This window comes from Nitrospira tepida, from assembly GCF_947241125.1.
Classification (GTDB): domain Bacteria; phylum Nitrospirota; class Nitrospiria; order Nitrospirales; family Nitrospiraceae; genus Nitrospira_G; species Nitrospira_G tepida.
The window spans coordinates 1,076,845-1,100,857 of record NZ_OX365700.1 but is presented as its reverse complement, the minus strand read 5'-3'; the positions used below and the strand labels follow the sequence as shown (position 1 = coordinate 1,100,857).

25 protein-coding genes are annotated in these 24,013 nt (G+C 62.8%); 6 read left to right on the top strand and 19 right to left on the bottom strand.

What is annotated here, in order from left to right; all coding sequences use genetic code 11:
• Positions 1-117: 117 nt before the first annotated feature.
• Both QWI75_RS05225 and QWI75_RS05220 read left to right on the top strand, forming a co-directional pair.
• Positions 118-339 carry an antitoxin MazE family protein gene (locus QWI75_RS05225; RefSeq protein WP_289267638.1) on the top strand — a complete coding sequence of 74 codons (222 nt, stop codon included), beginning with the start codon at positions 118-120 and terminating at the stop codon, positions 337-339.
• Complete coding sequence (locus QWI75_RS05220; RefSeq protein WP_289267637.1) at positions 336-662, top strand: type II toxin-antitoxin system PemK/MazF family toxin; 327 nt, start codon at positions 336-338, stop codon at positions 660-662. The genes QWI75_RS05225 and QWI75_RS05220 overlap by 4 nt, the downstream gene beginning before the upstream one ends.
• 35 nt (positions 663-697) lie before the next feature.
• Here the strand turns inward: QWI75_RS05220 and QWI75_RS05215 are convergent, their stop codons facing one another.
• The 4 genes from QWI75_RS05215 to folD all read right to left on the bottom strand — a co-directional run bounded on the left by QWI75_RS05215 (position 698) and on the right by folD (position 3,697).
• Positions 698-850 (bottom strand): hypothetical protein, encoded by a 153-nt coding sequence (locus QWI75_RS05215; RefSeq protein WP_289267636.1) that lies wholly within the window; start codon positions 848-850, stop codon positions 698-700.
• Between the two features lie 280 nt (positions 851-1,130).
• On the bottom strand, positions 1,131-1,919 hold the full coding sequence (panB, locus tag QWI75_RS05210) for a 3-methyl-2-oxobutanoate hydroxymethyltransferase (protein WP_289267635.1): 789 nt from the start codon (positions 1,917-1,919) through the stop codon (positions 1,131-1,133).
• Positions 1,919-2,809 (bottom strand): methylenetetrahydrofolate reductase, encoded by an 891-nt coding sequence (locus QWI75_RS05205; RefSeq protein WP_289267634.1) that lies wholly within the window; start codon positions 2,807-2,809, stop codon positions 1,919-1,921. Before QWI75_RS05205 ends, panB begins: the two co-directional genes overlap by 1 nt.
• A 27-nt stretch (positions 2,810-2,836) precedes the next feature.
• Entirely contained in the window at positions 2,837-3,697 is an 861-nt protein-coding gene (gene folD / locus QWI75_RS05200) for a bifunctional methylenetetrahydrofolate dehydrogenase/methenyltetrahydrofolate cyclohydrolase FolD (RefSeq protein WP_289267633.1), read from the bottom strand.
• A 258-nt stretch (positions 3,698-3,955) separates the two neighbouring features.
• Between folD and QWI75_RS05195 the strand changes: the two genes are divergently transcribed.
• From QWI75_RS05195 to QWI75_RS05185, 3 genes are all read left to right on the top strand, one after another.
• Positions 3,956-4,993 carry an NHL repeat-containing protein gene (locus QWI75_RS05195; protein ID WP_289267632.1) on the top strand — a complete coding sequence of 346 codons (1,038 nt, stop codon included), beginning with the start codon at positions 3,956-3,958 and terminating at the stop codon, positions 4,991-4,993.
• Positions 4,990-5,691 (top strand): hypothetical protein, encoded by a 702-nt coding sequence (locus QWI75_RS05190; RefSeq protein WP_289267631.1) that lies wholly within the window; start codon positions 4,990-4,992, stop codon positions 5,689-5,691. The genes QWI75_RS05195 and QWI75_RS05190 overlap by 4 nt, the downstream gene beginning before the upstream one ends.
• An 88-nt stretch (positions 5,692-5,779) precedes the next feature.
• Positions 5,780-6,361, top strand: coding sequence for a hypothetical protein (locus tag QWI75_RS05185; protein WP_289267630.1), 582 nt, complete (start codon positions 5,780-5,782; stop codon positions 6,359-6,361).
• 31 nt (positions 6,362-6,392) lie between these two features.
• Here the strand turns inward: QWI75_RS05185 and QWI75_RS05180 are convergent, their stop codons facing one another.
• The 14 genes from QWI75_RS05180 to rpsF all read right to left on the bottom strand — a co-directional run bounded on the left by QWI75_RS05180 (position 6,393) and on the right by rpsF (position 16,699).
• Positions 6,393-7,004 carry a peptidylprolyl isomerase gene (locus QWI75_RS05180; protein WP_289267629.1) on the bottom strand — a complete coding sequence of 204 codons (612 nt, stop codon included), beginning with the start codon at positions 7,002-7,004 and terminating at the stop codon, positions 6,393-6,395.
• A gap of 33 nt (positions 7,005-7,037) precedes the next feature.
• Complete coding sequence (gene rnc, locus QWI75_RS05175) at positions 7,038-7,763, bottom strand: ribonuclease III (protein ID WP_289267628.1); 726 nt, start codon at positions 7,761-7,763, stop codon at positions 7,038-7,040.
• A 39-nt stretch (positions 7,764-7,802) separates the two neighbouring features.
• Positions 7,803-9,056 (bottom strand): beta-ketoacyl-ACP synthase II, encoded by a 1,254-nt coding sequence (gene fabF, locus QWI75_RS05170; protein WP_370693550.1) that lies wholly within the window; start codon positions 9,054-9,056, stop codon positions 7,803-7,805.
• A 29-nt stretch (positions 9,057-9,085) separates the two neighbouring features.
• On the bottom strand, positions 9,086-9,340 hold the full coding sequence (gene acpP / locus QWI75_RS05165; protein WP_289267626.1) for an acyl carrier protein: 255 nt from the start codon (positions 9,338-9,340) through the stop codon (positions 9,086-9,088).
• 82 nt (positions 9,341-9,422) lie between these two features.
• Positions 9,423-10,169 (bottom strand): 3-oxoacyl-[acyl-carrier-protein] reductase, encoded by a 747-nt coding sequence (fabG, locus tag QWI75_RS05160; RefSeq protein ID WP_289267625.1) that lies wholly within the window; start codon positions 10,167-10,169, stop codon positions 9,423-9,425.
• Between the two features lie 79 nt (positions 10,170-10,248).
• Entirely contained in the window at positions 10,249-11,199 is a 951-nt protein-coding gene (gene fabD / locus QWI75_RS05155) for an ACP S-malonyltransferase (RefSeq protein WP_289267624.1), read from the bottom strand.
• 105 nt (positions 11,200-11,304) lie between these two features.
• Positions 11,305-12,255, bottom strand: coding sequence for an IS110 family RNA-guided transposase (locus tag QWI75_RS05150; RefSeq protein WP_289266904.1), 951 nt, complete (start codon positions 12,253-12,255; stop codon positions 11,305-11,307).
• Between the two features lie 433 nt (positions 12,256-12,688).
• The gene (locus QWI75_RS05145) at positions 12,689-13,663 is read right to left on the bottom strand and encodes a beta-ketoacyl-ACP synthase III (protein ID WP_289267623.1); all 975 of its coding nucleotides are present in this window, start codon (positions 13,661-13,663) and stop codon (positions 12,689-12,691) included.
• Positions 13,660-14,691: a phosphate acyltransferase PlsX gene (gene plsX / locus QWI75_RS05140; protein WP_289267622.1), complete on the bottom strand. Its 1,032-nt coding sequence runs from the start codon at positions 14,689-14,691 to the stop codon at positions 13,660-13,662. Before plsX ends, QWI75_RS05145 begins: the two co-directional genes overlap by 4 nt.
• Before the next feature lie 135 nt (positions 14,692-14,826).
• Positions 14,827-15,012, bottom strand: a complete 186-nt coding sequence (gene rpmF, locus QWI75_RS05135) for a 50S ribosomal protein L32 (RefSeq protein ID WP_289267621.1) — start codon at positions 15,010-15,012, stop codon at positions 14,827-14,829.
• Between the two features lie 94 nt (positions 15,013-15,106).
• On the bottom strand, positions 15,107-15,715 hold the full coding sequence (locus QWI75_RS05130) for a YceD family protein (RefSeq protein WP_289271634.1): 609 nt from the start codon (positions 15,713-15,715) through the stop codon (positions 15,107-15,109).
• A 5-nt stretch (positions 15,716-15,720) separates the two neighbouring features.
• Complete coding sequence (gene rpsR, locus QWI75_RS05125; RefSeq protein WP_289267620.1) at positions 15,721-15,948, bottom strand: 30S ribosomal protein S18; 228 nt, start codon at positions 15,946-15,948, stop codon at positions 15,721-15,723.
• Between the two features lie 18 nt (positions 15,949-15,966).
• Complete coding sequence (locus tag QWI75_RS05120; RefSeq protein WP_289267619.1) at positions 15,967-16,371, bottom strand: single-stranded DNA-binding protein; 405 nt, start codon at positions 16,369-16,371, stop codon at positions 15,967-15,969.
• The gene (gene rpsF / locus QWI75_RS05115; protein ID WP_289267618.1) at positions 16,358-16,699 is read right to left on the bottom strand and encodes a 30S ribosomal protein S6; all 342 of its coding nucleotides are present in this window, start codon (positions 16,697-16,699) and stop codon (positions 16,358-16,360) included. Before rpsF ends, QWI75_RS05120 begins: the two co-directional genes overlap by 14 nt.
• 335 nt (positions 16,700-17,034) lie before the next feature.
• Between rpsF and QWI75_RS05110 the strand changes: the two genes are divergently transcribed.
• On the top strand, positions 17,035-20,586 hold the full coding sequence (locus QWI75_RS05110) for a DEAD/DEAH box helicase (protein ID WP_289267617.1): 3,552 nt from the start codon (positions 17,035-17,037) through the stop codon (positions 20,584-20,586).
• 300 nt (positions 20,587-20,886) lie between these two features.
• Here the strand turns inward: QWI75_RS05110 and QWI75_RS05105 are convergent, their stop codons facing one another.
• Positions 20,887-23,457, bottom strand: a complete 2,571-nt coding sequence (locus QWI75_RS05105) for a YidC/Oxa1 family membrane protein insertase (protein WP_289267616.1) — start codon at positions 23,455-23,457, stop codon at positions 20,887-20,889.
• Positions 23,458-24,013: the final 556 nt, after the last annotated feature.

The window sequence follows — 24,013 nt, the reverse complement described above, 5'->3', positions numbered from 1 at the left end:
TGCGCATCGCCAAACGCTCACAACCAGATGGTCACCGCGCTTCCTCATAGGATTCAGTAACATGTTACGCGAGAATGTGCTAACCTATTGTTGGGAGACAACGGAAAGGGAAGCTCTATGGCCTCTGAGACATTCCTGACCCCAAAGGAAAAGCAGAGCCGCTACCGGCGCCGGTTGCGCCGCAAAGGCCTGCGTCCCGTGCAGATCTGGGTCCCTGATACGCGCGCAACCGGGTTTTCGGCTGAATGCCGCCGCCAGGCGCGCCTCGCGGCCCGTTCTCCGCAGGAGAAGCGCGTTCTTAACTTCATCTCGGAGATCGCTGCTTGGGACAACGGATGAAACGCGGCGACATTGTCGCCGTGGCCGCCAAGGGCCATTATAGCGGGAAGCCGCGGCCCGCCCTGATCCTGCAATCCGATCTCTTCTCTGCTCTTGGGAGCGTTACTATCTGCCTGCTGACGACCGAAATCATTGATGCGCCCCTTTTCCGCATTTCCGTTGAGCCCTCACCGGAGAGCGGCCTCAAGCAGCCCTCGCAGATCATGATTGACAAAATCGTTACGGTTCCCCGTGACGCGATTGGCGCCCGCATCGGCTCGCTCGATCACGATGTGATGGTCCGCGTTGGCCGTTCCCTTGCCGTCTTTCTCGGGGTCGTCTGACCTTCGTTCCCTGCGCCGTTGTTCAAGCGCTCTCATCACACCATCAGGATCAAGGCATCGGAGCGATCCTCTTGGAGGATCGGCTCCAGCCCCTCGTACCTTGCCGAGAAGTTTAGGGTTAGATCTTGCCTGGTGCATTTCCCATCATCCGCCTCTATCTGGCCTTGCTTCTCTTCCAACAGGCTCAACTTTACCCTCCTGCCGACTTGAAGAGGCGAAGGGATCGCACTTGTTGGTCAGCGGCAGGCTTTCGTCGCTCGCAAGCTCGTCCATCAAATAAGTCAATACGCATGCCAGACCCCACATCGGAAGACCAGTCAATACGCATGCCAGACCCCACATCGGAAGACCCCACATCGGATGGAACCAGATTCCTTTCCCTGGACGATTGACGGATGACGCTTGACGATTGGCGACAGCCGGGAATGACGCAACCACCCGCCTGGCGGATACCCGGCTTACGGGCAGCTAATGGTAGCTTTCTTGATCGGTGGGAAACCGCCCCTGCTCGACTTCTTCCTTATACTGCTTGAGGGCGCGCAAGGCGTCGGTTTTGAGGTGTGCGTAGGGCTTCACGAACTTCGGCACGAAGGCGTCGAAGAGGCCCAGCAGATCATAGAGGACCAAGACCTGACCGTCGCATGACGCCCCGGCGCCGATCCCGATCGTGGGGATCGCCAGCTCGTGGGTGATGCGGGCCGCCAACTCGGACGGCATGGCTTCGAGGACGACGGCAAAGGCTCCGGCCTCCTGCAAGGCCTTGGCATCCTCGACCAGCCGATTGGCCTGCTCCGCCCCCTTCCCCTGCACCTTGTACCCGCCATAGGAGCGGACCGACTGCGGCGTCATCCCCACATGCCCCATGACCGGGATGCCGAAGCTGGTCATCGCCTGGACCCTCTCAACCACATTGGCTCCGCCTTCCAGCTTGACCGCCGCGGCGCCGGCCTGGATCAGCCGGCCGGCGTTCCGCACCGCTTCTTCGTTGCTGACCTGATAGGACAGGAAGGGCATGTCGGCCACAACGAGCGCCCGTTCCGCCGCCCCGGCCACCATGCGCGTGTGGTAGAGCATGTCCTCCATCGTCACGGTCAGGGTATCGTGCTTTCCCTGCACCACCACGCCCAACGAATCGCCGACGAGAATGACCTCGATCCCCGCCTGCTCGATGATGCGGGCAAACAGGGCGTCGTACCCGGTCACGACGACGATCTTCTTCCCTTCGCGCTTCGCGCGCTGGAAGTCGGGAATTTTCATCAGCCAAGAGCGGCGTTGGTGAGGATCTGCGGGAGGCGGTCGGTGGCCTTGATGGCCATGATGTGGACGCCGTCGCAATGCGGACGGACGGCCTTGATCGTGCGGACGGCGATCTCCACGCCGGCCTCGATGGCATGTTTGTCGCCGGCGGCCCTGAGCTCATCGATCATCTCCTGCGGCACCGAGACGCCGGGGATGTTTGCGTTCATGAACTCGGCCATTTTCGCATTGCGCAACAGCAGGATGCCGGCCAGCACCTTCACCTTGAACTTGCGCACCGCCTGCATGAAGCTCGCAAACTGCTCGGGGTGGTAGATGGCTTGGGTTTGAAAGAACTGGGCGCCGGCTTTGACCTTCGTTTCGAACTTCGCCAGCATCGGCCCCAGCGGATCGGCTTCCGGCGTGACCGCTCCGCCGGCGGTGAAATCGGTCGGGCCGTCCAGCTTGTTGCCGGCCCAGTCCCGCCCGTTATTGAGCCCCTGGACGATCTGCATGATCTGGACGGAGTCCAGGTCATAGACGGGCTTTGCATCCTTGTGGTCTCCCACCGTGGGATAATCGCCGGTCAGGCAGAGAATGTTCCGGATGCCCAGCAAGTGGCCGCCCAAGAGATCGGCCTGGATCGCGATCCGGTTGCGGTCGCGGCAGGTCATCTGCATGACCGGATCGTGGCCCAACTCGTAGAGAATCCGGCAGACCGAGAGCGAACTGGCCCGCATGATCGCTGCCGTGCAGTCCGTGACGTTCACGCCGTGCACACGCCCCACCAGGCCCTTGGCACTCTCGACCAAACCGCTGATGTTGGTGCCCTTCGGCGGGTTGTACTCGATCGTGACGGCAAACTGCCCTTGGTCGAGGACTTCCTTCAGCCGTCGTGGTTCGCGCATCATGTCGTCAGGTGTCTCGCGAGGTCGGTGTTACGCCAGCCCGGCCGCCCGCTTGGCCGACTCCAAGGTATTGTCGAGCAACATGGCGATCGTCATCGGCCCCACCCCGCCCGGAACCGGGCTGATCCATCCGGCCTTCCGGCTCACCGGCTCGTAGTCCACGTCGCCGACCACTTTCCCTTCAGCCGTGCGGTTGGTCCCGACGTCTATGACCATGGCGCCCTCGCGAACCATGTCGGCGGTCACGAACTTGGCCTTGCCGATGGCCACGACCAGAATCTCCGCCTCCCGGCAGACGGCCGGCAGGTCCTTGGTCTTGCTGTGACAGATCGTGACCGTCGCGTGGCGATGCAGCAGCATGAGCGCCGCGGGCTTGCCGACGATGTTGCTGCGGCCCAGGACGACGGCCCGCTTGCCCTCGATGGTGACGCCGGTGGATTCGATCATCTTGATCACGCCTTTGGGCGTGCAGGCCTCGAAGATCGGGTTCCCTTCGACCAGCCGGCCGAAATTGTAGGGATGGAATCCGTCCGCATCCTTGAGGGGAGACACCGAATCCAGAATGACCTTGCTGTCGATGTGCTTCGGCAGCGGAAGCTGGACCAGAATACCATGAATCTTGGGATCGGCATTCACTTTTTCAATTAGCCGCAACAGCTCCGCTTGGGTCGTGGAGGCCGGCAGCTTGTTCTCGTCCACGTAGATTCCGGCCGCGTCGCAGGCCTTCTGTTTGTTGCGCACATAGATATGCGAGGCGGGATCGTCCCCCACCAGGATCGCCGCCAAACCAGGGCGCACGCCCTTCTGGGCGACCAGGTCCACGACGTCCTTGGCGATCCGTTCCCGAATCTGCTGCGCGAGCGCTTTGCCGTCGATGATCTGAGCTGCCACGTTCTTCTCCTCCCTGAACGAAAGTACGCCGCGATGGGCGCGCCACGCCCCCTCTGGAGATCGTCTCCGTCGAACGCAGGCGCGCAAAATCGATATCAAAATGCGACCATAACAGGGGTTTCCGCGGCAAGTCAACGCGCGCAGGGACGCGTAGGCACTGATGCTCCCGCCCCGGTTCCTTGACACCTGATTTGACCGTCCGATACGATGCGGGACGGTTCCATCACACACCACTGTGCGCAACCACCGTCCGTCCTGATGCGTCAACGATTCCATAGGCCCACATCGTCCCGGCAGGGGACCTCCCGCCGTAGGCTGGTCCTGTGTGCCGTCACGCTGGCGGCATGGCTCTGTTTCGGCGCGGTCCCGGCCTTCCCCTTGCAGATTTTGGAACTCAACGGGCCGTACAGTTTCGTCGTCGATCCGGTCACCAAGGAATACTTCATCTCCAGCATCAACGGCGACGAGAGCGCGCGGGACAACAACGGCTTCATCACCAAGCTGGACGAGTCCGGGAAGGTCGTCGGGCTCAAGTTCATCGAAGGGGGCCGCGACGGCGTCATCCTGCACGCGCCCAGAGGACTCGCGATCGTCGGGCAGACCCTGTATGTGGCGGATCTGGACCAGGTGCGCGGCTTCGACAAATCCACGGGCAAGCTGCTCCTGACGCTCCCGCTGGGGTCCGGCGCGATCCCGCAGGCCGGCTACTCAAGCCAGCTCATGGACATTGCCTATGACGGCAAGAGTCTGTTGTATGTGTCCGACCGGACCGGGCAGGCCATCTTCCGCATCGATGTGCCGCACGATCATCAGATTTCGACTTTGGTGCGGGATCCGCAACTGAGCGGCCCGGCGGGATTGGCCGTCCATCCGAAGGGAGATCGGCTGATCGTGGTCAGTTGGGACAAGGGCAACATTGTCGAAGTGCGGCTGGACGGCACCCTCACGGAATTGATGTCGAACGGATTCTTCTCCGCACGGTTCGGCAATCTGTCCGGGGTGGATTTTGACCGGTGGGGCAACATGTATGTCTCGGACTTCACCAGGGGGAAGATCTGGCGCATGGCGCCGGATCGGAAACTCCAGGTCATCGCCGAATACCTGCCTTCGCCCGCGGACATCGCCATCGACCGGACAAACCACGTGATTCTGGTTCCCTACCACTATGGAGACGCCGCCGAAGTGAACGGCCTGGAATCGCCCGTGAAATCGGCCGACAAGCGACGGACGCTGGCCGACTACGGCTTCAGCGGGCCGCCGAAGGAGGGGCCGCCCAAAGAGGCGCCGCCCAAGTGAGCAAGTGTCTCTATTGCCATCAGCGCAAGGGCAAGCGGAGCTGCCCCGCCCTGGGCGGATTGATTTGCCCCCACTGTTGCGGAGAATCGCGGATCGCTCGGATCGCCTGCCCGTCCGACTGTTCCTATTTGCATGCCGGCATGGATTACCAGCAGAAACGGTTGGGCGAACAGTTGGCCCCGTTACGCCGCGAGTTCTATGGCCAGCTTGCCGAGCTGGGCGGAGACAAGGCCGTGGCCCTGTTCAATCTGGTCGAAGTGGTCGCCTTCGGGTACTTCCAGGACCGGCGGGACGGGCAGGATGCGGAAGTCGTCGCGGGGCTCCAGGCTCTGCGCCGCAGCCTGAGCCCCCTGCATGTGCCGGGCGCGCCGCTTCCCGTCTTCGCCGAGCACCTGAAAAAGGAGTACGAGACGTTCAAGAAGCAGCAGCCGCAGGAGATGGTCGAATTGCAAAGCGCACCGGAGGTGCTCGACCGGGCGGTGAAGTTTGTGTCGGAGTTTTCCGGCGACGCGTTTCAATCGCAGCGGTTTCTCCAGGCGCTCATCGGGTACGTGCGCACCGCCCATCCGGAGATCGCCGAGCACCTGGCCCGTCATGGCGACCGCAAGAGCATCATTATCCCCGGACAATTCACGCCGCCTCCCGGCGGTTCCACCCCGCACGTCCATGGTCCCGGCTGCGAACATCATCACCATTGATCCGGATCTTTCGATGACCGTCATCCGCGATCGATTCTGCTGAGGACCGCTTGAACAACGGGGGGGGGGACTTCAGTACGGTGAGGGCATGATCGCCGGCATCGGCATGATACGCGGAAGAATCCGATTCCTTCTCACGGCCGCGATGGCGGCCTGGATCGCGGGGCCCTTGGCCGTGCCCCGGCCGGCCCTCAGCCAGAGTCTTGAGGACACGTCCCAATTCCTCACGGACTTCACCAGTGCGCAGGCTGTCGTCCGGGCGCTCGGTTGTAAAGACGAGGACGTCGGCAAGTTGCCGTTGGTCACCAGGATTTACGCCGTCATTCCGACCGGCGCCAATGCGGGGCTGATCGAATTGAACCACGGCTCCTGGAGCGCCCGCACCGGCTCGACGCGATTCGACTTGCACGATGTGGAACGCATCGACTCCACCGGCGAGAAAACGCTGGCCGATGGCCGGGTTTACCACGCCGTCCGTTTCGCCTGCAGCGGGAAGGCGCGCTGCGTGGAAAAAGTTGTGTTGTGCCAAGGCAAGGTGAATGAGCGCCGCGCCCAGTTTGCCGAAGAGATCCTCCTGTTCCAGGGCGCCTCCTCCGCCGAGCGGACCACCAAGGCCTTTCAACATCTCCTTCAATTGATCCAGGCCAAACAGGGCACCTCGCCGTTCTGACAGGGGGCGGAAGCGTCCCGACGGAACCGGGCTATTCCAGGATCGTCACGGTGATTTCCACCCGTTCGATCGGATTGTCCCTGGCGTCGCGCGGCAGGTTCACGATCTTGTCGGCCACTCCGATGCCCTTCGTCACCTCTCCGAAGACGGAATACTGCCGGTCGAGAAAGCGGGAATCCTCCACGACGATGAAGAACTGCGACCCGGCGGTGTCGGGACTGTCGCCCCGGCGCGCCATCGAGACGATCCCGCGCTTGTGCGGCACCTCGCTGAACTCCGCCTTGAGATAGACGGGGTTGCCCTTGTCATCCTTGGGTCCGCCCATGCCGTAGGTGTCCTTCCTGGCGAGATCCTTCGTATTGGGGTCTCCGCCTTGAATCATGAATCCGGGAATGACCCGATGAAAGATGGTGCCGTTATAAAACCCGGACTTCGCCAGCTTGACGAAATTCTCCACGTGCTTCGGCGCCACGTCGGGATACAACTTGATCTCGATCTCTCCGTATTTGGTTTTGATGAGCGCCCGCGGAGCCTGTTTCGAAGCATCCGCCGCCGCGGCGTCCTGCCGCGCGTCGATTCCTCCCATGACCAGTCCCGCCGCCATGACCGCGATGCAGAGTCCTTTGATGATCGTCGCCATCATATCCTCCCTGATTGTTGAGGCCGTGAGTCCGCTTCATTCTCCTTCGCCAGCCGGAATGTCCCCGCTTTCGATGCGGCCCAAGGCCTCCCGGGCGGCCTCTTGCTCGGCCGCTTTCTTGGTATGGCCGCGCCCGACCCCATAGGCCCGCCCGCCGATGGTGAGTTCTACCTCGAAGACCTTCCGGTGGTCGGGGCCCGATTCGCCGGTCACGGTATACTGCGGCAGGACATCGAGCCGGCTCTGGCAATATTCCTGAAGCCGCGTCTTGAAATCCTCCTGGTCCGGATGGCCTCCGGCCCGATCGAGCGCCAGCAGGTCCGTGTCTAGCACGCGTAACGCGAACGCCCGGGCCTCGTCAAGTCCGCCGTCCCGATAAATCGCGGCCAGCACCGCTTCGAAGGCGTCGGCCAGCACCGACTGCTTCTCGCGGCCCTGCGTGACCTCTTCTCCCCGGCCCAGCTTCAGAAACCGCCCCAGCTCCAGTCGCTGCGCCGCCCTGGCCAGGACCTGGGCGCTGACCAGGCGGGCCTTGAGCTTCGAGAGGCGGCCCTCGTCGAGCTGCGGAAACCGCTCAGTGAGGTAATCGGTGACGACCAGGGCCAGCACCGCGTCGCCCAGCAGTTCAAGCCGCTCGTTGTGCCGCCCCGATTTCAGCCGCTGTTCGTTGAGAAACGACTTGTGGGTCAGGGCCTCGTCGAGCCAAGCCGGCCGGCGGAACACGTAGCCCAGCGCGGCCTCAATGCCGTTCCGCCTATCCATGTCGTCATGTCCGGGTTGAAAGGAGGGGGATACGGCGTCTCATGCATCCATGCGCCGGAACAGGACGCAGGCGTTGACCCCGCCGAACCCGAACGAATTCGACAAGGCCACGGACGGCGACGCGGACCGGACCTGGTTCGGCACGTAGTCCAGATCACAGGCCGGATCGGGATGTTCCAGATTGATCGTGGGAGGCAACAGGCCATGATGAATCGCCAGGATGGAGAAAATGGCCTCAATCCCTCCCGCGGCGCCGAGCAGATGACCCGTCATCGACTTGGTCGAGCTGACCGGAATCCGGTAGGCCTGTTCGCCGAACACCTGTTTGATCGCCTTGGTTTCAATGGCGTCCGCCATCGTGGAGGTGCCGTGGGCGTTGATGTATCCGACCTGGTCCTTGGCGACGCCGGCGTCCTTGAGCGCCAGCTCCATGCAGCGCACCGCCCCTTCCCCCTCTTCGGGCGGCGCCGTGATGTGGTAGGCGTCGCTGTTCATCGCGTAGCCGATGACCTCGGCGTAGATCCGGGCCCCTCGCCGGCGCGCATGGTCCAATTCCTCCAGCACCAGCACCCCGGCTCCCTCGCCCAGCACGAACCCGTCGCGATCCCGGTCGAACGGCCGGCTGGCTCTGGTCGGCTCGTCGTTTCGAAACGACAGGGCTTTCGCCGACGCGAATCCGGCCACGCCGAGCGGCGTGATGGCTGCCTCGGTCCCGCCCGCCACCATGACGTCAGCTTCATCCCGCTGGATGAGGCGGAAGGCGTCGCCGATGCAATGGTTGCCGGTCGCGCAGGCCGTGACCGCGCAGGAATTCGGGCCCTTGGCCCCCATGCGGATCGCCACCTGACCCGACGCCAGGTTGATGATGGTCATGGGGATGAAGAAGGGCGAGACCCGCCCCGGCCCCTTCTCCTGCAAAATCTTATGGTAGTACTCGATGGACCCCAGGCCGCCGATTCCCGAGCCGATATAGACCCCGACGCGGGTCGCCTCTTCCGGAGCGATCTTGTATCCGGCGTCATCCACCGCCATCTGGGCGGCGCCCACGGCATAGTGGATGAAGGCGTCCATTTTCTTGATCTCTTTTTTCTCGATGAACTGCGCGGGATCGAAGTCCTTGACCTCGCCGGCGATCTGCGCGTCGTATCCGGCCGGGTCGAAGCGCGTGATTCGCGCGATGCCCGATTGCCCGGCACAAATGGCGTTCCAGGTCTTCTCCACGCCGGTGCCCAACGGGGTCACCGCCCCCAACCCGGTCACCACCACGCGCCGTCTTGGTCCTTGCACGTTCATAGGAGTGCCAACGAATCGGCTCGGCCTGCTCAGACCTTCTCTTTAATATAATCGAGCGCCTTGCCCACCGTCAGGATTTTTTCGGCGTCCTCGTCGGGGATTTCGATCTCGAATTCCTCTTCCAGCGCCATCACCAATTCGACCGTGTCGAGCGAATCGGCGCCGAGATCCTCGACGAACGACGCTTCCGGAGTCACTTCATCTTCCTCGACTCCGAGCTGCTCCGCAATGATTTTCTTGACCCGCTCGTCCACCGTCGTCGCTTTGCGTCCTTCGTCCGCCATAACGTCTCCCTCCTGTTGCTCCGACTCATCCGCGCCAACGAGATCGCTGCCGCGCAAGATTGTGCGTGACTCTCTCTGCGAATTACACCATCAACATGCCGCCGTTGACGTGCAGCACCTGACCGGTGATGTACCCGGCCCCATCCGATACCAGGAATCGGACCGCTTCTGCAATATCCGCCGGTTGTCCCAGCCGCCCGAGCGGAATCTGCTTTTGCAACTGGTCCTTGACCTCCGGCGACAGGCCCTGCGTCATCGGCGTGTCGATGAAGCCCGGCGCGACCGCGTTGACCGTCACATTGCGGCTCGCGTATTCCCGGGCGGCGGTTTTCGTGAAGCCGATCACCGCGCCCTTCGAGGCCGCGTAATTGGCCTGGCCCACGTTGCCCATCACCCCGACGATCGAGGCGATATTGACGATCCGGCCGTACCGTTGTTTCGTCATCGGCATCAGCACGGCTTTGGTGCAGTAAAACGTCCCGGTGAGGTTCACCTGGAGGACCAGGTTCCAATCCTCTTCGCGCATGCGCAGCAGCAACCCGTCCCGCGTGATCCCGGCGTTGTTGACCAGGATATCCACCTTGCCCCAGTCCGTCACGACCCGGTCGGCCATGCCCTTGACCTCATCCCAGTTCGCGACGTTCACCTTGACCGCCAGGGCCCTCCGCCCCAGGTGGGTGACGGCCGCGGCGGTTTCTTCCGCCCGGCCCGGGTCCATATCGGCCACCACGATATCCGCCCCTTGACGGGCGAGCGTTTCTGCGATGGCGCGGCCGATCCCTTGAGCGGCTCCTGTGACGATGGCGACTTTCCCTGTTAAAGACGACATGCAGCTCTTCCTTTGTCAACAAACATGCAACCCCTAAGACTGAGTCGTGAATGGCCGTCGCGTGTGCGATCGGGCAGCCTCACCCGGAGGATCGGGCCTCCAGCGCGGCGCGGGTGGCGTCCAGTGAAGCCGGGTCCTGGACATTGAAGGTGGCGGCATTCGGGACGATGCGCTTGATCAAGCCCGTGAGCACCGTGCCGGGCCCCACTTCGACGAAGGTGGTCACGCCCATGGAAACCATCTTCCGGACCGACTCTTCCCACCGCACCGGCGACGGCAATTGCTTCACCAGCGACGGCCGGATGTCCGCAGCCGAGCGGATCACGGCCGCCTCCGCGTTGTTCACCAGCGGGATCCGGAGATCGGTCCAGCGGGCTTCCGCCAGATCCTTCGACAAACGATCCGCCGCCTGTTTCATCAACGGCGTATGGACCGGCACACTCACGGGAAGCGGCAGGGCCCGCTTGGCTCCCTTGGCCTTGGCCAATTCAATGGCCCGTTCCACCGCCGCCTTTTCCCCGGCAATGACGATCTGCCCGGGACAGTTGAAATTGGCCGGAGCCACCAGGCCGACCGACGAGGCCTCCTGACAGGCAGCCTGCGTCAGTTCCGACGACAGGCCCAACAGGGCCGCCACCAATCCGGTCCCGGCGGGGACCGATTCGGCCATGTAGCGGCCGCGTTTCTGCACCAACGACACGCCTTCGCGAAAGGACAGGGCGCCGGCCGCGACCAGCGCCGTATATTCTCCCAGACTGTGGCCGGCCACCGCGACCGCCTGGATGCCGTCAAAGGCGCAGGCGCGCCAGGCCGCGATGCTCGCGGTCAGCAGGGCCGGTTGCGTGAACTCCGTCAGGTTGAGCCGCTCGGCCGGTCCCTCGAAACAGAGGGCGGCCGCGTCGTATCCGAGCACGGCGGACGCTTCCTCGTACGTTCGGCGGGCGGCTTCAGATGCCTCGTAAAAAAGGCGTCCCATGCCGACCGATTGGGACCCCTGCCCGGGAAACACGAATCCGATTCCTGCACTCATGGCGCGCTAGCCCACCCTACTCATGGCAGTTCGTGACGAAACCGCCAAGACGCCGACGAGACAGGCACGCGGAGCCCCCGAGAGGCCGAGCAACTGTCTTGAATGTCAAGCTCTCCGTGCAGCGGCCGGTTGCCATGGAGTCCCATGATGTACCATCGCATTGAGAATGGTCAGCAGCTTGCGCATCGCGGCGACCAGCGCGACCTTGGATGCTTTGCCGGCGGTACGCAGTCGCTGGTAGAACTGCCGGATGACGGGGTTCCAGCGCGTCGCCACCAAGGTCGCCATGTACAGCGCGGTGCGGACGGGGGCCCGCCCACCCCAGATGGTGCGTCGGCCGCGCAGCCGCCCACTGTCCCGATTGAAGGGCGCGACGCCCACCAAGGCCGCAATTTGCTTGCGATTCAGCAAGCCCAACTCCGGCAGCTCGGCCAAGACCGTGCGACTCATTACCGGTCCGATGCCGGGCACGCTCTGCAACAAATCTTCGCGTGCACGCCAGATGGGGCTCTCTTCAATCATGTCATCGAGGTCCTCGTCGAGCCGGGCCAGTTCGGTGCGCAACCAGCGCAGATGGGCTTCAATCCGCTTCCGCACGCGGGCTGGAGCTCGGTCCAACCGGTTCTGCTCGGCCCGCTGCATCGCCAGCACTTGGCGGCGTCGCGCCAACAGGGCCGCCAGTTCCGCGGTCTGCGGATCGGGGAGCGCCCGCACTTCCGGTTGGATGACCTCTGCGAAGCGGGCCAACACCTGCGCGTCCAGCGTATCGGTCTTCGCCAACCGGCCCGTCGCTTTGGCAAAGTCCCGGACCTGGCGCGGATTGACCGCGATCACGGGCAAGGCGGCGTCCACCAGCGCCCGCAGCAACGGCCGTTCCAAGCCCCCGGTGGCTTCCACGACAATCCGTATCGGCGATACCTGGCTCAGCCGTGCGATCACCGTGCTGATTCCCTGGGCATCATACGGGACGCTCAGCGGCGTGCCAGCCGGCCGCATGGCGACGTCCAGCTGCGCTTTCGAGATATCAATTCCGACACACACCGACGATGTCTGCATCGCCTCCTCCTTGGTGAAGCCCGTCCTTGTCTTGATGCGGGCTCGGTGGCCCAGGCAACTGTGCGGGCTTATGGAATAGGGAATGTGACGACCCGGCTCGGCCGCGGTCTCTTCGGACCGGAGGCGTATCGATCTGTCACATTCCGTATGTCTCATGTACCACAATTCCAAGATACAAGGCGTACTTGAACCAGCACGTCGAGGCCACGAGGGGCGAGCCTGCCTGTCAGCATGTTTTCGAAGTCGCATGCTGGCTTGTCGCAGCGGCGTATCGGCGGTTGCAGTAGAAGGGCTCATGAATAATGTGGGCTAAGATATGGTGGAAAGGCCGGTCCTTGTCAACGAGAAAAACTGCCGGTTCGGGCCGGCGTCGCTTGCATGGGCGCCGGCGGAAGCGTAATGACCCTGCGCCGCATTGCCATCGTCGAACTAGTCACCATCGAATCAACGCGGAGGCCCAGGTGAGGCCCGCTCCGAACGCCCCCAGCAGCACCAGACTCCCCGCCTGAATCCGCCCTCCTCGCACCGCTTCATCGAGCGCGATCGGGATCGAGGCGGCCGAGGTATTTCCGTAGCGATCCACGTTCATCATGATCTTGTGGGCCGGCAGCCCCAACCGCTCCGCCACGGCCTTGAGGATCCTGGCATTGGCCTGGTGCGGCACATAGAGATCGATCTGCTCGACCGACACGTGATGGTGCGCGAGGGTTTCGCGGGCCACCTCCTCGAGGGTCCGCACCGCGACCTTGAAGGTCTCGTTGCCCTTCATCTTGATGTACTGTTGGCGCGCCTCCAGCATCTTTTCGGAGGGCGGGATGCGGGAGCCGCCGCCCGGCACATGGATCAAGTCCCAGAGGGAACCATCCGAATGGAGGTGCGTGGACAGCACCCCGCGGGCTTCCTCTGTCGCGCTCAGGACCACAGCCCCGGCGCCGTCTCCGAAGAGGACGCAGGTATTGCGGTCGGTCCAATCGGTGATCGCGGACATCACCTCCGACCCAATGACCAGCACGTGGCGAAACCCGGTCTTGATATACGCGTTGGCAACCCCAAGCGCATAGACGAACCCACAGCAGGCCGCGGAAATATCAAACGCCGCCGCGCGAGTCGCTCTCAAGCGGTGCTGGATCAGACAGGCTGTGGCGGGCAACAGCGAATCGGGGGTGCAGGTCGCGACGAGGATGAGGTCCAGATCGCCGGCGGACAGGCCGGACGCCTTGAGCGCCTGCTCCGCCGCCTGCAGCCCCAAATCGGAGCAGGCTTCGCCGGTCGCCGCAATGCGGCGTTCGCGAATGCCGGTTCGCTCGCTGATCCAGTGATCCGAGGTGGCGACCATCTGCTCCAGATGAGCATTGGTCATGACCCGGGCTGGGACGTAGGATCCGGTGCCGGTGATGCGGGCGTTCATGCGCTGGCTTCGTGCTGCGCCTCCTGCCGATGGCGGCCGAGGCTTTCTTCAATATCTTGGCGGATCAGATCCGTCATCCGGCTTTCCGCCAGGGATTTCGCCCGGCGAATGGCGTTCTTGATCGCTTTGGCCGAGGACCGTCCATGGCAAATCATACAGATGCCGTTCACGCCCAGCAACGGCGCCCCGCCGAACTCCGCATAATCGATCTTGCGCTTGAGCTTGAGCAGGGGGGCCGCGATGAGCGGATAGGCCAGCCGCCCGAGGAACGACCCGCCGATCTCCTTGAGCAACAGCTTCTTGATCGTGTCCGCCACCCCTTCGGAGATCTTGAGCGCCACGTTGCCGATGAAGCCGTCGCATACGACCACGTCGGCCTCGCCGCTGTAGACGTCGCGGCCCTCCACGTTGCCGATGAAGTTGATCGGGCTCGCCTTGAGCAGCTTGAAAGCTTCTTTCGTGACCTCGTTCCCCTTGGAATCCTCTTCCCCGATGCTCAACAGGCCGACGCGCGGGTTGACCTTGCCGAGCACGTGCTTGGCGTACTCGTTGCCCATCAAGGCGAATTGTTCGAGATGGTTGGCGGTGCAATCGACATTGGCGCCCACGTCGAGCATCACGGCATGGCCGGTGAGCGTCGGCAGCATCGTGGCGATAGCCGGACGTTCGACCCCCTTGGTCAGCTCCAGCACGAAAAAGGCGGCGACCATCGCCGCGCCGGTATTGCCGGCGCTGATGACCGCCTCGGCCTCTCCGGCCTTGACCAGCTCCGTGGCGATCCAGACGGAGGATTGGCGCTTTTTTCGCGCCACCTGGGCGGGAGATTCGTGCATCTCCACCACTTGCGGCGCGTGGCGGATGGTGATGCGGGGATCGCGGCAGCCCATACGCTGAAGCTGCGCCTGAAGCCGGGCTTCATCCCCGACCAGGACGACCGCGACGTTCAACTCGGCCGCAGCCTGGATGGCACCTTCGACGTTGGGGGCAGGACCATGGTCCCCCCCCATCGCATCAACAGCAATCTTCATGGGATCGACGGAAGGCCTGCGCTCGTCCCCGGCATAAGGGGCGCGTGAGGGCCGGACGATGACCGTCAGCGGCGCTTTGTCGCCTCACGCGCGAGTCGCCCCTTCTGGAGACAGACGTTCAGTACGACGTTCCGACTACGATTCTTCGACGGCGATGATCGCCTTGCCCTTATAGGTCCCGCAGTTGAGGCACACGCGGTGGGGCAATTTGAGCTCGTGGCACTGCGGGCAGAGGGAGAAGCCCGGCGGAACGATCTTTACCTTGGCCGTTCGCCGTTGATCCCGCCGCGCACGCGAATGTTTGTGTTTTGGATTTGGCATGGTGGTCTCGCTTCAGCTTTCTTGTCCGTTCTTCACCCGTTCACGATCGGTCCGGCTTTCCGCATGGCAATGACGGCGGAAGCCGGAGGCCGCGCTACGATCGTTTCAGCGATCGCTGCGCCGATCGAATCTTCTCGGCCAGATTCCCTTCGCCCGGTTCTTTGCAGCCGCAAGGGGCCAGGTTCCGGTCCCGCCCGCAGACCGGGCAGAGTCCGAGGCAGTCCTCGCGGCAGAGCGGATGCATCGGTTCCGCCAGGATCACCTGCTCGCGCAGCATAGGGACCAGGTCGATCTCATCGCCCGCATATTCATAGGCGTCTTCCATGGCATCACCGGCGGCCTCCGGTTCGGACGCGCCCCCGGATGCCTGGCGCGTCGGTTTCCGGCCCTTGGCCTGCTTCTTGACATAATCGGCCGAGAAGCGCACGGCCAGGGTGTCGACGAATTCCTTGAGGCAACGGACGCACTGGCGGGTCGCTCCGCCGGTGATCGAGCCCTGCACCGACACATGGGCGTCGTCGCGAGAAAGATCCATCCGAAGGTGCAACGCCCCCGTGATCGGCGTGTCGCCCTGGCTCAAATCGAGGTCCGTCCCCGCGAGCGTCTCGTCCACATGCAGACCCTCCGCCAGAATCTCGGAGACCGTATAGGTCAGATCGTTGCGCTCCATGGTCGCGGCACCCTGACAGTCCAGCACCGGCATCACACTCAGCGTTCCTCGGCGAAGGACACGAGCGCGATGTGGCGGGCGCGCTTCACCGCGGTGGTCAATTCCCGCTGATGGCGCAGGCAGTTGCCCGACATCCGCCGGGGCACGATCCGGCCGCGCTCCGTCAAGAAGCTCTTCATCATCGGCACGTCCTTGAAATCGATCGGCACCTTCTCCACACAAAACCGGCAATTCTTGCGACGAAGTAACCGTCCGCCTCGCTCCATGCTCGCGTCCTCCTGACCTTACAATTGTTCTTCGTATTCGTAGGCCGGCGCATCGTCCGGCGCGCCCGGTTCGTGGCCGCCTCCGCCGCCGTCCTGCCGCTTGGGGAGGAAGGTCACGGATTGGGCCACGACTTCGTGCTTGCTCCGCTTCTGGCCGTCTTCCGTCTCCCAGCGGCGCTGCTGGAGCCGGCCTTCGACGATCACGCCGCTCCCCTTGCTGAGGTACTGCCCGCAGTGCTCCGCCTGCTTGCCGAACACCACGATGTCGATGTAACAGACCTCGTCCTTCAGCTCCTCGCCCTGCCGGAACCGGCGGTTCACCGCCAGCGCGAAACTCGCCACCGGCGTCCCGCTCGGCGTATAGCGCAGCTCGGGGTTGCGCGTCAGATTTCCGATCAGAATGACCTTATTAAACCCGTTCACTGTGGCTCTCCTGCGGCTGGCTCGGCGCCGGCGCCGCAAGTTCCTTTTCCAGTCGCACACTCAAGAACTTCAGGATCGAATCTTCCAGGCGATAGGCCCGTTCCAACTCGCCGACGACCGGCCCCGGTCCTTTGAAATAGAAATAGGCGTAGGTGCCCTTGCGCTCGCGCTTTACTTCATAGGCGAGCTTCCGGCGGCCCCAGTTTTCGACTTTCTGAAAGGTGGCGCCGGCCCGCTCCGCCACGCCCTTCATCTTCTCGATGAGCGCGGTGGTTTCCTCGTCGGTCAGCGACGGACGAATAATAAACAGAGACTCGTAGAGCTCCATGCAGTCATCCTCCTGGACAAATGGCCCCACTTCATGGAGTGGAGCGAGGGATAGGGATCGGCTATGTCAAAAAATCATGCGACGGTAGCACAGGCCTCCGCGGGCTGTCAAACAAGCGGCGGCGGCCCCGCTCGCTCATTTCTCTCTCCCGCATCTTGATGGGACACAGTCTTTTTTTATAGGGTGGCCCGATGGGGAAAAAGCCCTCGTCCAGCCAACCGCGCACAGCGCACATCTCTGAAGAGGAGGCGCGTCCCCTGCGCCCCCGCCCCGGTTCCGAATCGTCCCCGCTGCTCGCCGCGTGTCGCGCCTTATCGGCCAACGACATCTATACGATGGCCCCGAAGGACGTCGTCCTCCGAGGCTACGGGTATTACGAGCGGCAACGGCTTCAACAGTATCGATGGAGCCCGGATCGAGCCACGTTGACGGCTGAAGTGCTGGGAACCCGTCTCTATGAAGTCATCTTTTCCCTGGACGACGGGTTTCTCGCCCCCTCCTGCGATTGCCCGGCCTGGAGTCCCGAGTGGCTCTGCAAACATGTCCTGTGCGCCTGCTTCACGACCAAGAACCTCCTCTCGCCGGACACATTCAGGCTGGCGACCTGGCAGCAAACCCGCTTGCCCTTGCTCCGGGACGAGCTGCTTGGCGACGATGCTGAGACGACCGAGCCGGTTAATCCACACCTAGTCGGCCCTGCCGCCAAAAAACCTGCCTGCAAGCGTCCCTCCTACGAGATCGTCATCGACATGCGACAGGCCTATCCGGAACTTCTGATCCGCCGGAACGGTACGCCGCTCACCGGAGGATGGGTCCCCGCCCTTCCGCCCGAACTGGTTCCCCTTCTGAATACATCGTGGTTTTCGTCCGGCTTCGGCGAAGATCCCTTGCTGCGCTATCTGAGGCGCGAGCGCCAGCCCTACCCGATCGTTCTGGAGTCGGGCCGAAAATCGATCCCGCTCCAATGGACCCCGTCGGTCACATGCCGAACCAAGACGGAGATGGACCTGGTCGATGGCAAGGTATGGATTCGCGCCCTCTGTCTCGCCGACGGAGCGGCGCTCGAACGGATCGTGCGCTTCAGAACCTTCGTCATCGATCCGAGCGGCGGCCGGCTGCTCTATCTGGAGGACGAACGAGGGTGGGCTTCGTTCCGTTCGCTCCACCAACGATTCAACGAAATCGATCCGTTCCTCGATCCCTATGATGATTTCGGGGAGGAAACCCGCGCGGTCACGTTGCCGGACGGCTCCGGATACGGCGGATGGCATGGCACCGGCCAGGAGACGGAGTTCACCGTCCCGTTGGATACGTTCCGGTCCGTACAGATCGATCTGATTCAAAAGCGAGCCGACGGGACCTTGGACGACCTCCTGCTGAAGGTGGGAGGAAAACAGGGACCGGTTCAAGGCCTCGAATCTTCCCCGGAAGGAGAGGCGTGCCCGTACCGCCTGATCCTCACGCCTCCTCCCGGCCCAATGGACTCACCCGATGCGGTCTGGACCCTTCAGGCGGAATGCCGGCACGGAAACCTTCGATTCGCCCCCAGCGCTTCGACCTTTGCGTTCATCTCCGCGCTGAATCAAGGCTTCGACGTCTCGAGTCCGTTGCGCGCGCAGAAACGAAAAGCCGTGCTCTACGCCATGTTCTTCGCACTCCTCTCGGTGCGCGAGGTCAAGGAGCGGAACCAACGTATCAGGACGGCCCTCGCGCGGGAGTGTTGGGCGCGGACCGTCACCGACGAAGCCGCGCGATGGTTGAAACACCGGCTGTCCGTCTATGCCAGGCCGGATGTACGTCTCCAGGTCACCGGGGAGGCTTGGGCGCTCATGCCGATCGACAAGGCCCGCGAAGCCTTGTTGTACCGGATCCCGTTCGAGGTCTTCGGCCCGGACGCGTTTCGCCAGATGCGGGACTACGACCGGATGGCGATCCCCGGCGGACTGCTCTTCCAGCGATTGCCGGACCTCTTGGAGAAGCTGACGGCGGCCGGGATCGAGATGTTGTACGACGACAAGCCGCTCACCTCTTCTCGATGGGACTGTTCCGTCCAGGTGGAACAGAGCGATCGAGACGGAACGGGCATCGATTGGTTCGAAATTCGGCCGGAGATCCGCTGCGACGGTCTGGCGCTGAATGAGGCGGAATGGCTGACGGCCCTGAGACAAGGCGGACTGGTCAAGACCGCGCGCGGTCTGAAGGTCCTGGATGGCGACACATTGGAGCGGCTGCGCGCGATCGTCGGCCTCACGGGGGAGGTGCCGTCGGATCGGAACCGGGCGCGGATCGTACGCGTGCCCCGACTCCACGTGCTCGACTGGCTGGCCCTGCGCGAGCAGGGGATCACGGTCTCGCTTCCCGCCGAGGACGAGGCCCTGCTCGGCCGGCTCATGGGGTTCACACGAATCACGACGCCGCCCCTGCCAACAGACTTGCATGCGGTCTTGCGCCCGTATCAGCGGGACGGCTATGCCTGGCTGGCGTTTCTCTACGAACACCGATTCGGCGCCTGCCTCGCCGACGACATGGGACTGGGCAAAACCCTCCAGGCCATCTGCCTGCTGGCCGCCATCCAGGGAGGGCGCGTCAAGCCATCCGTCCATGTCGAACCAGGCGAGCAGGCTGAGCGAACCCAACCCGCCGAGCGAGCGCGGGGGCCCCACCTGGTTGTCGTGCCGACGAGCCTGCTGTTCAACTGGGAGCAGGAACTCGCGCGGTTCGCCCCTGGATTGAAGGTCCAGGTCTACAGTGGAAGCGAGCGGACGCTCGACGCCATGGACGGCGACGTGGTGCTCACGACCTATGGATTGGTCCGCCGGGACATCGACACTCTGGAACGCACGGCGTTTCACGTCATCGTCTTCGATGAGGCGCAGGCGGTGAAGAATATTCTATCGGACACGACCGGCGCGGTCCGACGGCTCAAGGGACGCTTCAAGCTCGCGCTGACCGGAACTCCGCTGGAGAATCACCTGGGCGAGTACTTCTCGGTGATCGATCTCTGTCTGCCCGGCCTCCTCGGGGAATACGATCGGTTCAAGCGGGAGATCAAACGTGTCGAGGAACGTACGCTGACCCGCCTGCTTCACCGGACGAGGCCTTTCATTCTGCGGCGGACGAAGGCCCAGATCCTCCACGACTTGCCGCCCAAGACGGAAAGCGAAGTCTTTCTCGACCTCACCGAACGGCAAAAGGCGCTCTATCAGCACACGGTCGCCCAAGTCCGCTCCACGATCGACGACGCCTACCGGACCAAAACCTCCGGCCAGGCGCAGTTCATCGCGCTGACGGCGATCCTCAAGTTGCGCCAGGTCTGTTTGTCGCCTCGCCTGCTGACGCACCGCGCCGACGAACCCTCGCCCAAGCTCAATTTTCTGATGGAGCGGCTGCAGGTCTTGCTGGACGAGGCCCACAGCGCGCTCGTGTTTTCACAGTTCACCGGCTTTCTCGATCTCGTACAGGAAGCCTGCGTCCGGCACGAACTGCCGTACCACCGGCTCGATGGGTCCACCGCGGCAGCCGCACGCAAGGGCCGCGTGAAGGCCTTTCAAACCGGCGAGCGGCCGGGGGTGTTTCTGCTCAGCCTCAAGGCGGGAGGACAGGGCTTGAACCTGACCAAAGCGACCTACGTCTTTCATCTGGACCCCTGGTGGAATCCGGCGGTCGAGAACCAAGCCTCGGACCGCGCGCACCGGATCGGGCAACAGCGCGCCGTGTCAGTCGTGCGGATTCTGATGCGCCACAGCATCGAGGAAAAGATGATGGCGCTCAAACAACGCAAGCTGGAGCTCTACGACGCGGTCATGGGCGGCGCGGTCCGCCGCGCCGGGCAGGGCGTGCTGACGAAGGCCGACTTCGACTATCTTCTCGCGCCAAGCGGCTGGTGAGGGGAACCACAGATGGAGCCAGGCGCGAAGCCCCGTAGTTGAGAAGGAAGCTGATATCGGAGAGCCAGGGGTCAGAATATCGAGGTGGAGAATGACCTGTGGACGGCGTTCGCTTCCTCGAAGTGTGCTTGCAAGACCAGACCCCTAGTTACTAACCTCTAGTTACACGGTGGTCGTCAAGGCTTCGTCGCACGATGCCGTTGGCGAGCAGATCGTATAGTCCGGCCAGGGCACGACGGCCGGTCGCGGGGCCGGCCCGTCGAGCCACCTGACGACCATCAGGCTGCCCCGTTCTGCCCGTCAACCGCCTTCCTGCTCCGATTGTTGGCCGTCGGTGGATACGTCGTGTAGAGGACGCTGCGACTCTACGGCAACCGACCTGGCGATTCGGCTGGTGCGTCGAGGAGGAATCTTCTGGCGCTGCTCGGGCTCGCGCAAGCGCGCCAGGATGGCTCCGTCTTCCATCGCCAGTCGCAACGTTTGGTTGACGCCCCATCCCCTGGCGAGGTAGCCGTCGTCGCGCGCATTGAACTTGAGAATGTCGCGGCTGTCGCTGAGATACGCGAACACGTGTGGAAAGACGTTCACGTTCGTTCGGATGTCGATGGCATGCTGCGGCGAGCCATTATCCGGCCACCGGATCGCCAGCAGCGCCCCGAGATGGTCCAGAGTCAGCAGTTCATCGGGGACATCATCGAGGATGTCCTCCTTCGTGTAATTGAAGTTGCCGTAGCCCCACCCGCCATGGTCGGCATTCACGATAATCAGCGAGTTCGGATCATGCGTCAGGATCTGCTCAACAAAGTTCACGATTTCGTCATTGGCGAGTCGGACCCGTTCGGGAAACTCGTCGCGGAAACCCGCCAACTGCTCCGCCGTTTGTTCGCCCGCGACGCTGTGGCCCGGCCTGCTCCCGTGAATATAGGTGAAGTGAGGCGTCTCCTCCCGTGACATTGCCTCGATGTGCGCTCGAACCCTGTCTAGAAAGGCCGGGCGCGTCTGCTTGAGATCCTCGAGACTCTCTCCGATCCGGCCTGTTCCGGCTGATGGCGCCGCACCCCCAAACACCGGCAAGAGATTCAGGCTGGGTGCGAGCAGAATATCCCTGAACTCCCCCCAGCCCCCGCTGGGAACGCACGAGTCGACCAAACACCCATTCCAAAACAGGTAGTCCGTCTCATGGACATAATGGACCTGGTATCCATTGTTCCGAAAGATCTTCACGACGGGATTCTGCTCGCTTACGATAAATTGCCTGGCGTTCAGGAACTCAAAGTTGCCGATGCCCCCGCGATAATAATGGTGGTCCATGCCCAAGATGGAACTCATCGAGGCGAGGGTCGACATATAGTTGCTCAAAGCAGAGGGATAGATCGCAAACCCTTGTGCCTTCAGCCGCTCGTAGAACTCGCCCGGGTCAAGGCCGAATACCGTTTTCAGCCCTTCGGCATTGGGATAGGCATCCGGCACGATGTAATACACATTGGGCGTCCGGGCGAACCTGACTTTGGCATACAGGGCCTGACGTTCCCCGCTGTCCTCTTGATCGAACAGCACCATCGGGCCGGATTTCGAGGCGATCACCGAGTTGACGCCCATCACGACGTGCACCAGAACCATGGCCGCCAGCATTACGTTCAAACGCGCAAGCTGCACCCTCGGAGCCAACCACCCCACGGCCGATGCCATGAAGAACACCCCAATAAGAAAAACGGCCGCATTGTTTCCCGCCATCGGCATGAGCGTTCGTCTGAGCAGGTACGCCATCATCACCACCGCCAGAAAGACCAGACTCCTCAGGGCCGTGTGCGGCCTTTCACGATCATCGCCGCTGCAAACGACACGGGCGACCACGAGGTACCACAGGCTCAACGACAGGCCGCAGAGCGCGGAGACCGCCATGACGATGAGCGGAATCTTCGACGTCTCGACCATGAACCAGTTGTTGCTCACATAGAACACGATCGGCCAGAGGCCGGCCAATAGGGCAAACAGGTAGGGGCTTTCCAAGATCGTTCGGCGGTCCGGGAGCCACGCTCTCGGCATCGGAGGGCGAAAGCCCTCCCCTACGGATCGGCCCGGCCAACGTTCCCGACCTTGCGCGGCCTCCGCGCACGCGGTCCCGACGAGCCCTGAGAATCTCCCTTCGCTTGGCATGTAGGCGACGATCCTCAGCAGGGAGAAGAGGCTGTTGAAGGTCCAATACAGAAGAAGACCGGACGGGGCGGGGTACAGCAAGACGAGAAACACTGCCGCGAGCACCAGCGGCTGGATTTGTTCCACACGGTTGAGGGTTTTAGTATAGGCGAACGCGGCCGCCACATTCAGCCCCGTCATGACGAAGGGAAGCAGGTTCGCGCCCCACAGCAGACGGTCCGGCTCGCCCAGATCGTCCAGGATCAGGAAGGAGGCGCCCTGCAGCGGCTCATACCGACTCAGGAGTTGATAGGCGGCGATCCAGAAGGGCAACTGAAGGAAGAGGCCGATGCTGCTGCGCATCGCATAGATGGGGTGATAGTCCATCTGCCGATACAACGTCTGGATCATCGCGTGCCGTTCCGCGCCCGAAAAAGCCTGGCGAAACTCCTTCAATTTTGGCTTGAGAACCCTCTGGGCCTGGCGTTCAGCCTCCTGCCAGCGTTCGGCTAGCTGAAACAGCGGGAGAAGACTCACGTTGATGAGCAGACTGAGAAGGAAAATCGCAAGGCCATAGCTGCCGGTCGCGGCATAGAGCCATGACAGAATGACCTCCATGGCGCTTTCAATGGGGAGGATGAGTAGGTGGTACAGGACGTCCATGCCGCTTTCAAGTTGCGTCGGTTGCTCCAGGGGGAGGGACCGCGGGTGCCCGTAATCTTTCCATCTTGTCAAGACCGAATCATCCAGAGTCCGCCGTTGGGCTTCCGGCTCACCCCGGGGAAATCACACTCGTGTAACTGCGCCAGAGCAGGTGGTAGATGCTCACCCCTTCCGAACGTGGCGCTCTCAGAACGCAAGCTGCGGCTGTCCAGCGCAAAGCGCTGAACCTCGTCTTCCCCCCTACCAGGCGGGGACCTCTCACTGGAGTAGAATCACCACGCGCACGGGGCAATTCTTGCGTGTCGATCTGACCCGGAATATCTTCCTGGGTTCGGCAAGAATATCACTCTCGACGAATACGCAGGCTGGGGAAATCCCTGGTTGAATGAGACCGAGGTGCTCAGCGCGTTCGACATCGGGCGAGTGGACGCGCGCATCCAGGACCAGCTCGCTGGGTCAACCGAGAGCGGAGAATATGGCGGCTGAAGGGGGGAACTGAAGGTGCGGCGGTCCTGGCCGTCTCAACTTCCACAAGGAAACGGACACGCGGCTCTGTGGCGGCAGTGACTGCTGTTGACGACCTGAGGAAACGGGAACAGGTCAGACGGCCGATTGGGTAGGTTTGATT

Coding starts and splice junctions, on each gene's coding strand:
- QWI75_RS05225 (WP_289267638.1), top strand. CDS start 118: ATGGCCTCTGAGACATTCCTGACCCCAAAGGAAAAGCAGAGCCGCTAC.
- QWI75_RS05220 (WP_289267637.1), top strand. CDS start 336: ATGAAACGCGGCGACATTGTCGCCGTGGCCGCCAAGGGCCATTATAGC.
- panB (WP_289267635.1), bottom strand. CDS start 1,919: ATGAAAATTCCCGACTTCCAGCGCGCGAAGCGCGAAGGGAAGAAGATC.
- QWI75_RS05205 (WP_289267634.1), bottom strand. CDS start 2,809: ATGATGCGCGAACCACGACGGCTGAAGGAAGTCCTCGACCAAGGGCAG.
- QWI75_RS05195 (WP_289267632.1), top strand. CDS start 3,956: ATGCGTCAACGATTCCATAGGCCCACATCGTCCCGGCAGGGGACCTCC.
- QWI75_RS05185 (WP_289267630.1), top strand. CDS start 5,780: ATGATCGCCGGCATCGGCATGATACGCGGAAGAATCCGATTCCTTCTC.
- QWI75_RS05180 (WP_289267629.1), bottom strand. CDS start 7,004: ATGATGGCGACGATCATCAAAGGACTCTGCATCGCGGTCATGGCGGCG.
- rnc (WP_289267628.1), bottom strand. CDS start 7,763: ATGGATAGGCGGAACGGCATTGAGGCCGCGCTGGGCTACGTGTTCCGC.
- fabF (WP_370693550.1), bottom strand. CDS start 9,056: ATGAACGTGCAAGGACCAAGACGGCGCGTGGTGGTGACCGGGTTGGGG.
- acpP (WP_289267626.1), bottom strand. CDS start 9,340: ATGGCGGACGAAGGACGCAAAGCGACGACGGTGGACGAGCGGGTCAAG.
- fabG (WP_289267625.1), bottom strand. CDS start 10,169: ATGTCGTCTTTAACAGGGAAAGTCGCCATCGTCACAGGAGCCGCTCAA.
- fabD (WP_289267624.1), bottom strand. CDS start 11,199: ATGAGTGCAGGAATCGGATTCGTGTTTCCCGGGCAGGGGTCCCAATCG.
- QWI75_RS05150 (WP_289266904.1), bottom strand. CDS start 12,255: ATGCAGACATCGTCGGTGTGTGTCGGAATTGATATCTCGAAAGCGCAG.
- QWI75_RS05145 (WP_289267623.1), bottom strand. CDS start 13,663: ATGAACGCCCGCATCACCGGCACCGGATCCTACGTCCCAGCCCGGGTC.
- plsX (WP_289267622.1), bottom strand. CDS start 14,691: ATGAAGATTGCTGTTGATGCGATGGGGGGGGACCATGGTCCTGCCCCC.
- rpmF (WP_289267621.1), bottom strand. CDS start 15,012: ATGCCAAATCCAAAACACAAACATTCGCGTGCGCGGCGGGATCAACGG.
- QWI75_RS05130 (WP_289271634.1), bottom strand. CDS start 15,715: ATGCCGGTGCTGGACTGTCAGGGTGCCGCGACCATGGAGCGCAACGAT.
- rpsR (WP_289267620.1), bottom strand. CDS start 15,948: ATGGAGCGAGGCGGACGGTTACTTCGTCGCAAGAATTGCCGGTTTTGT.
- rpsF (WP_289267618.1), bottom strand. CDS start 16,699: ATGGAGCTCTACGAGTCTCTGTTTATTATTCGTCCGTCGCTGACCGAC.
- QWI75_RS05110 (WP_289267617.1), top strand. CDS start 17,035: ATGGCCCCGAAGGACGTCGTCCTCCGAGGCTACGGGTATTACGAGCGG.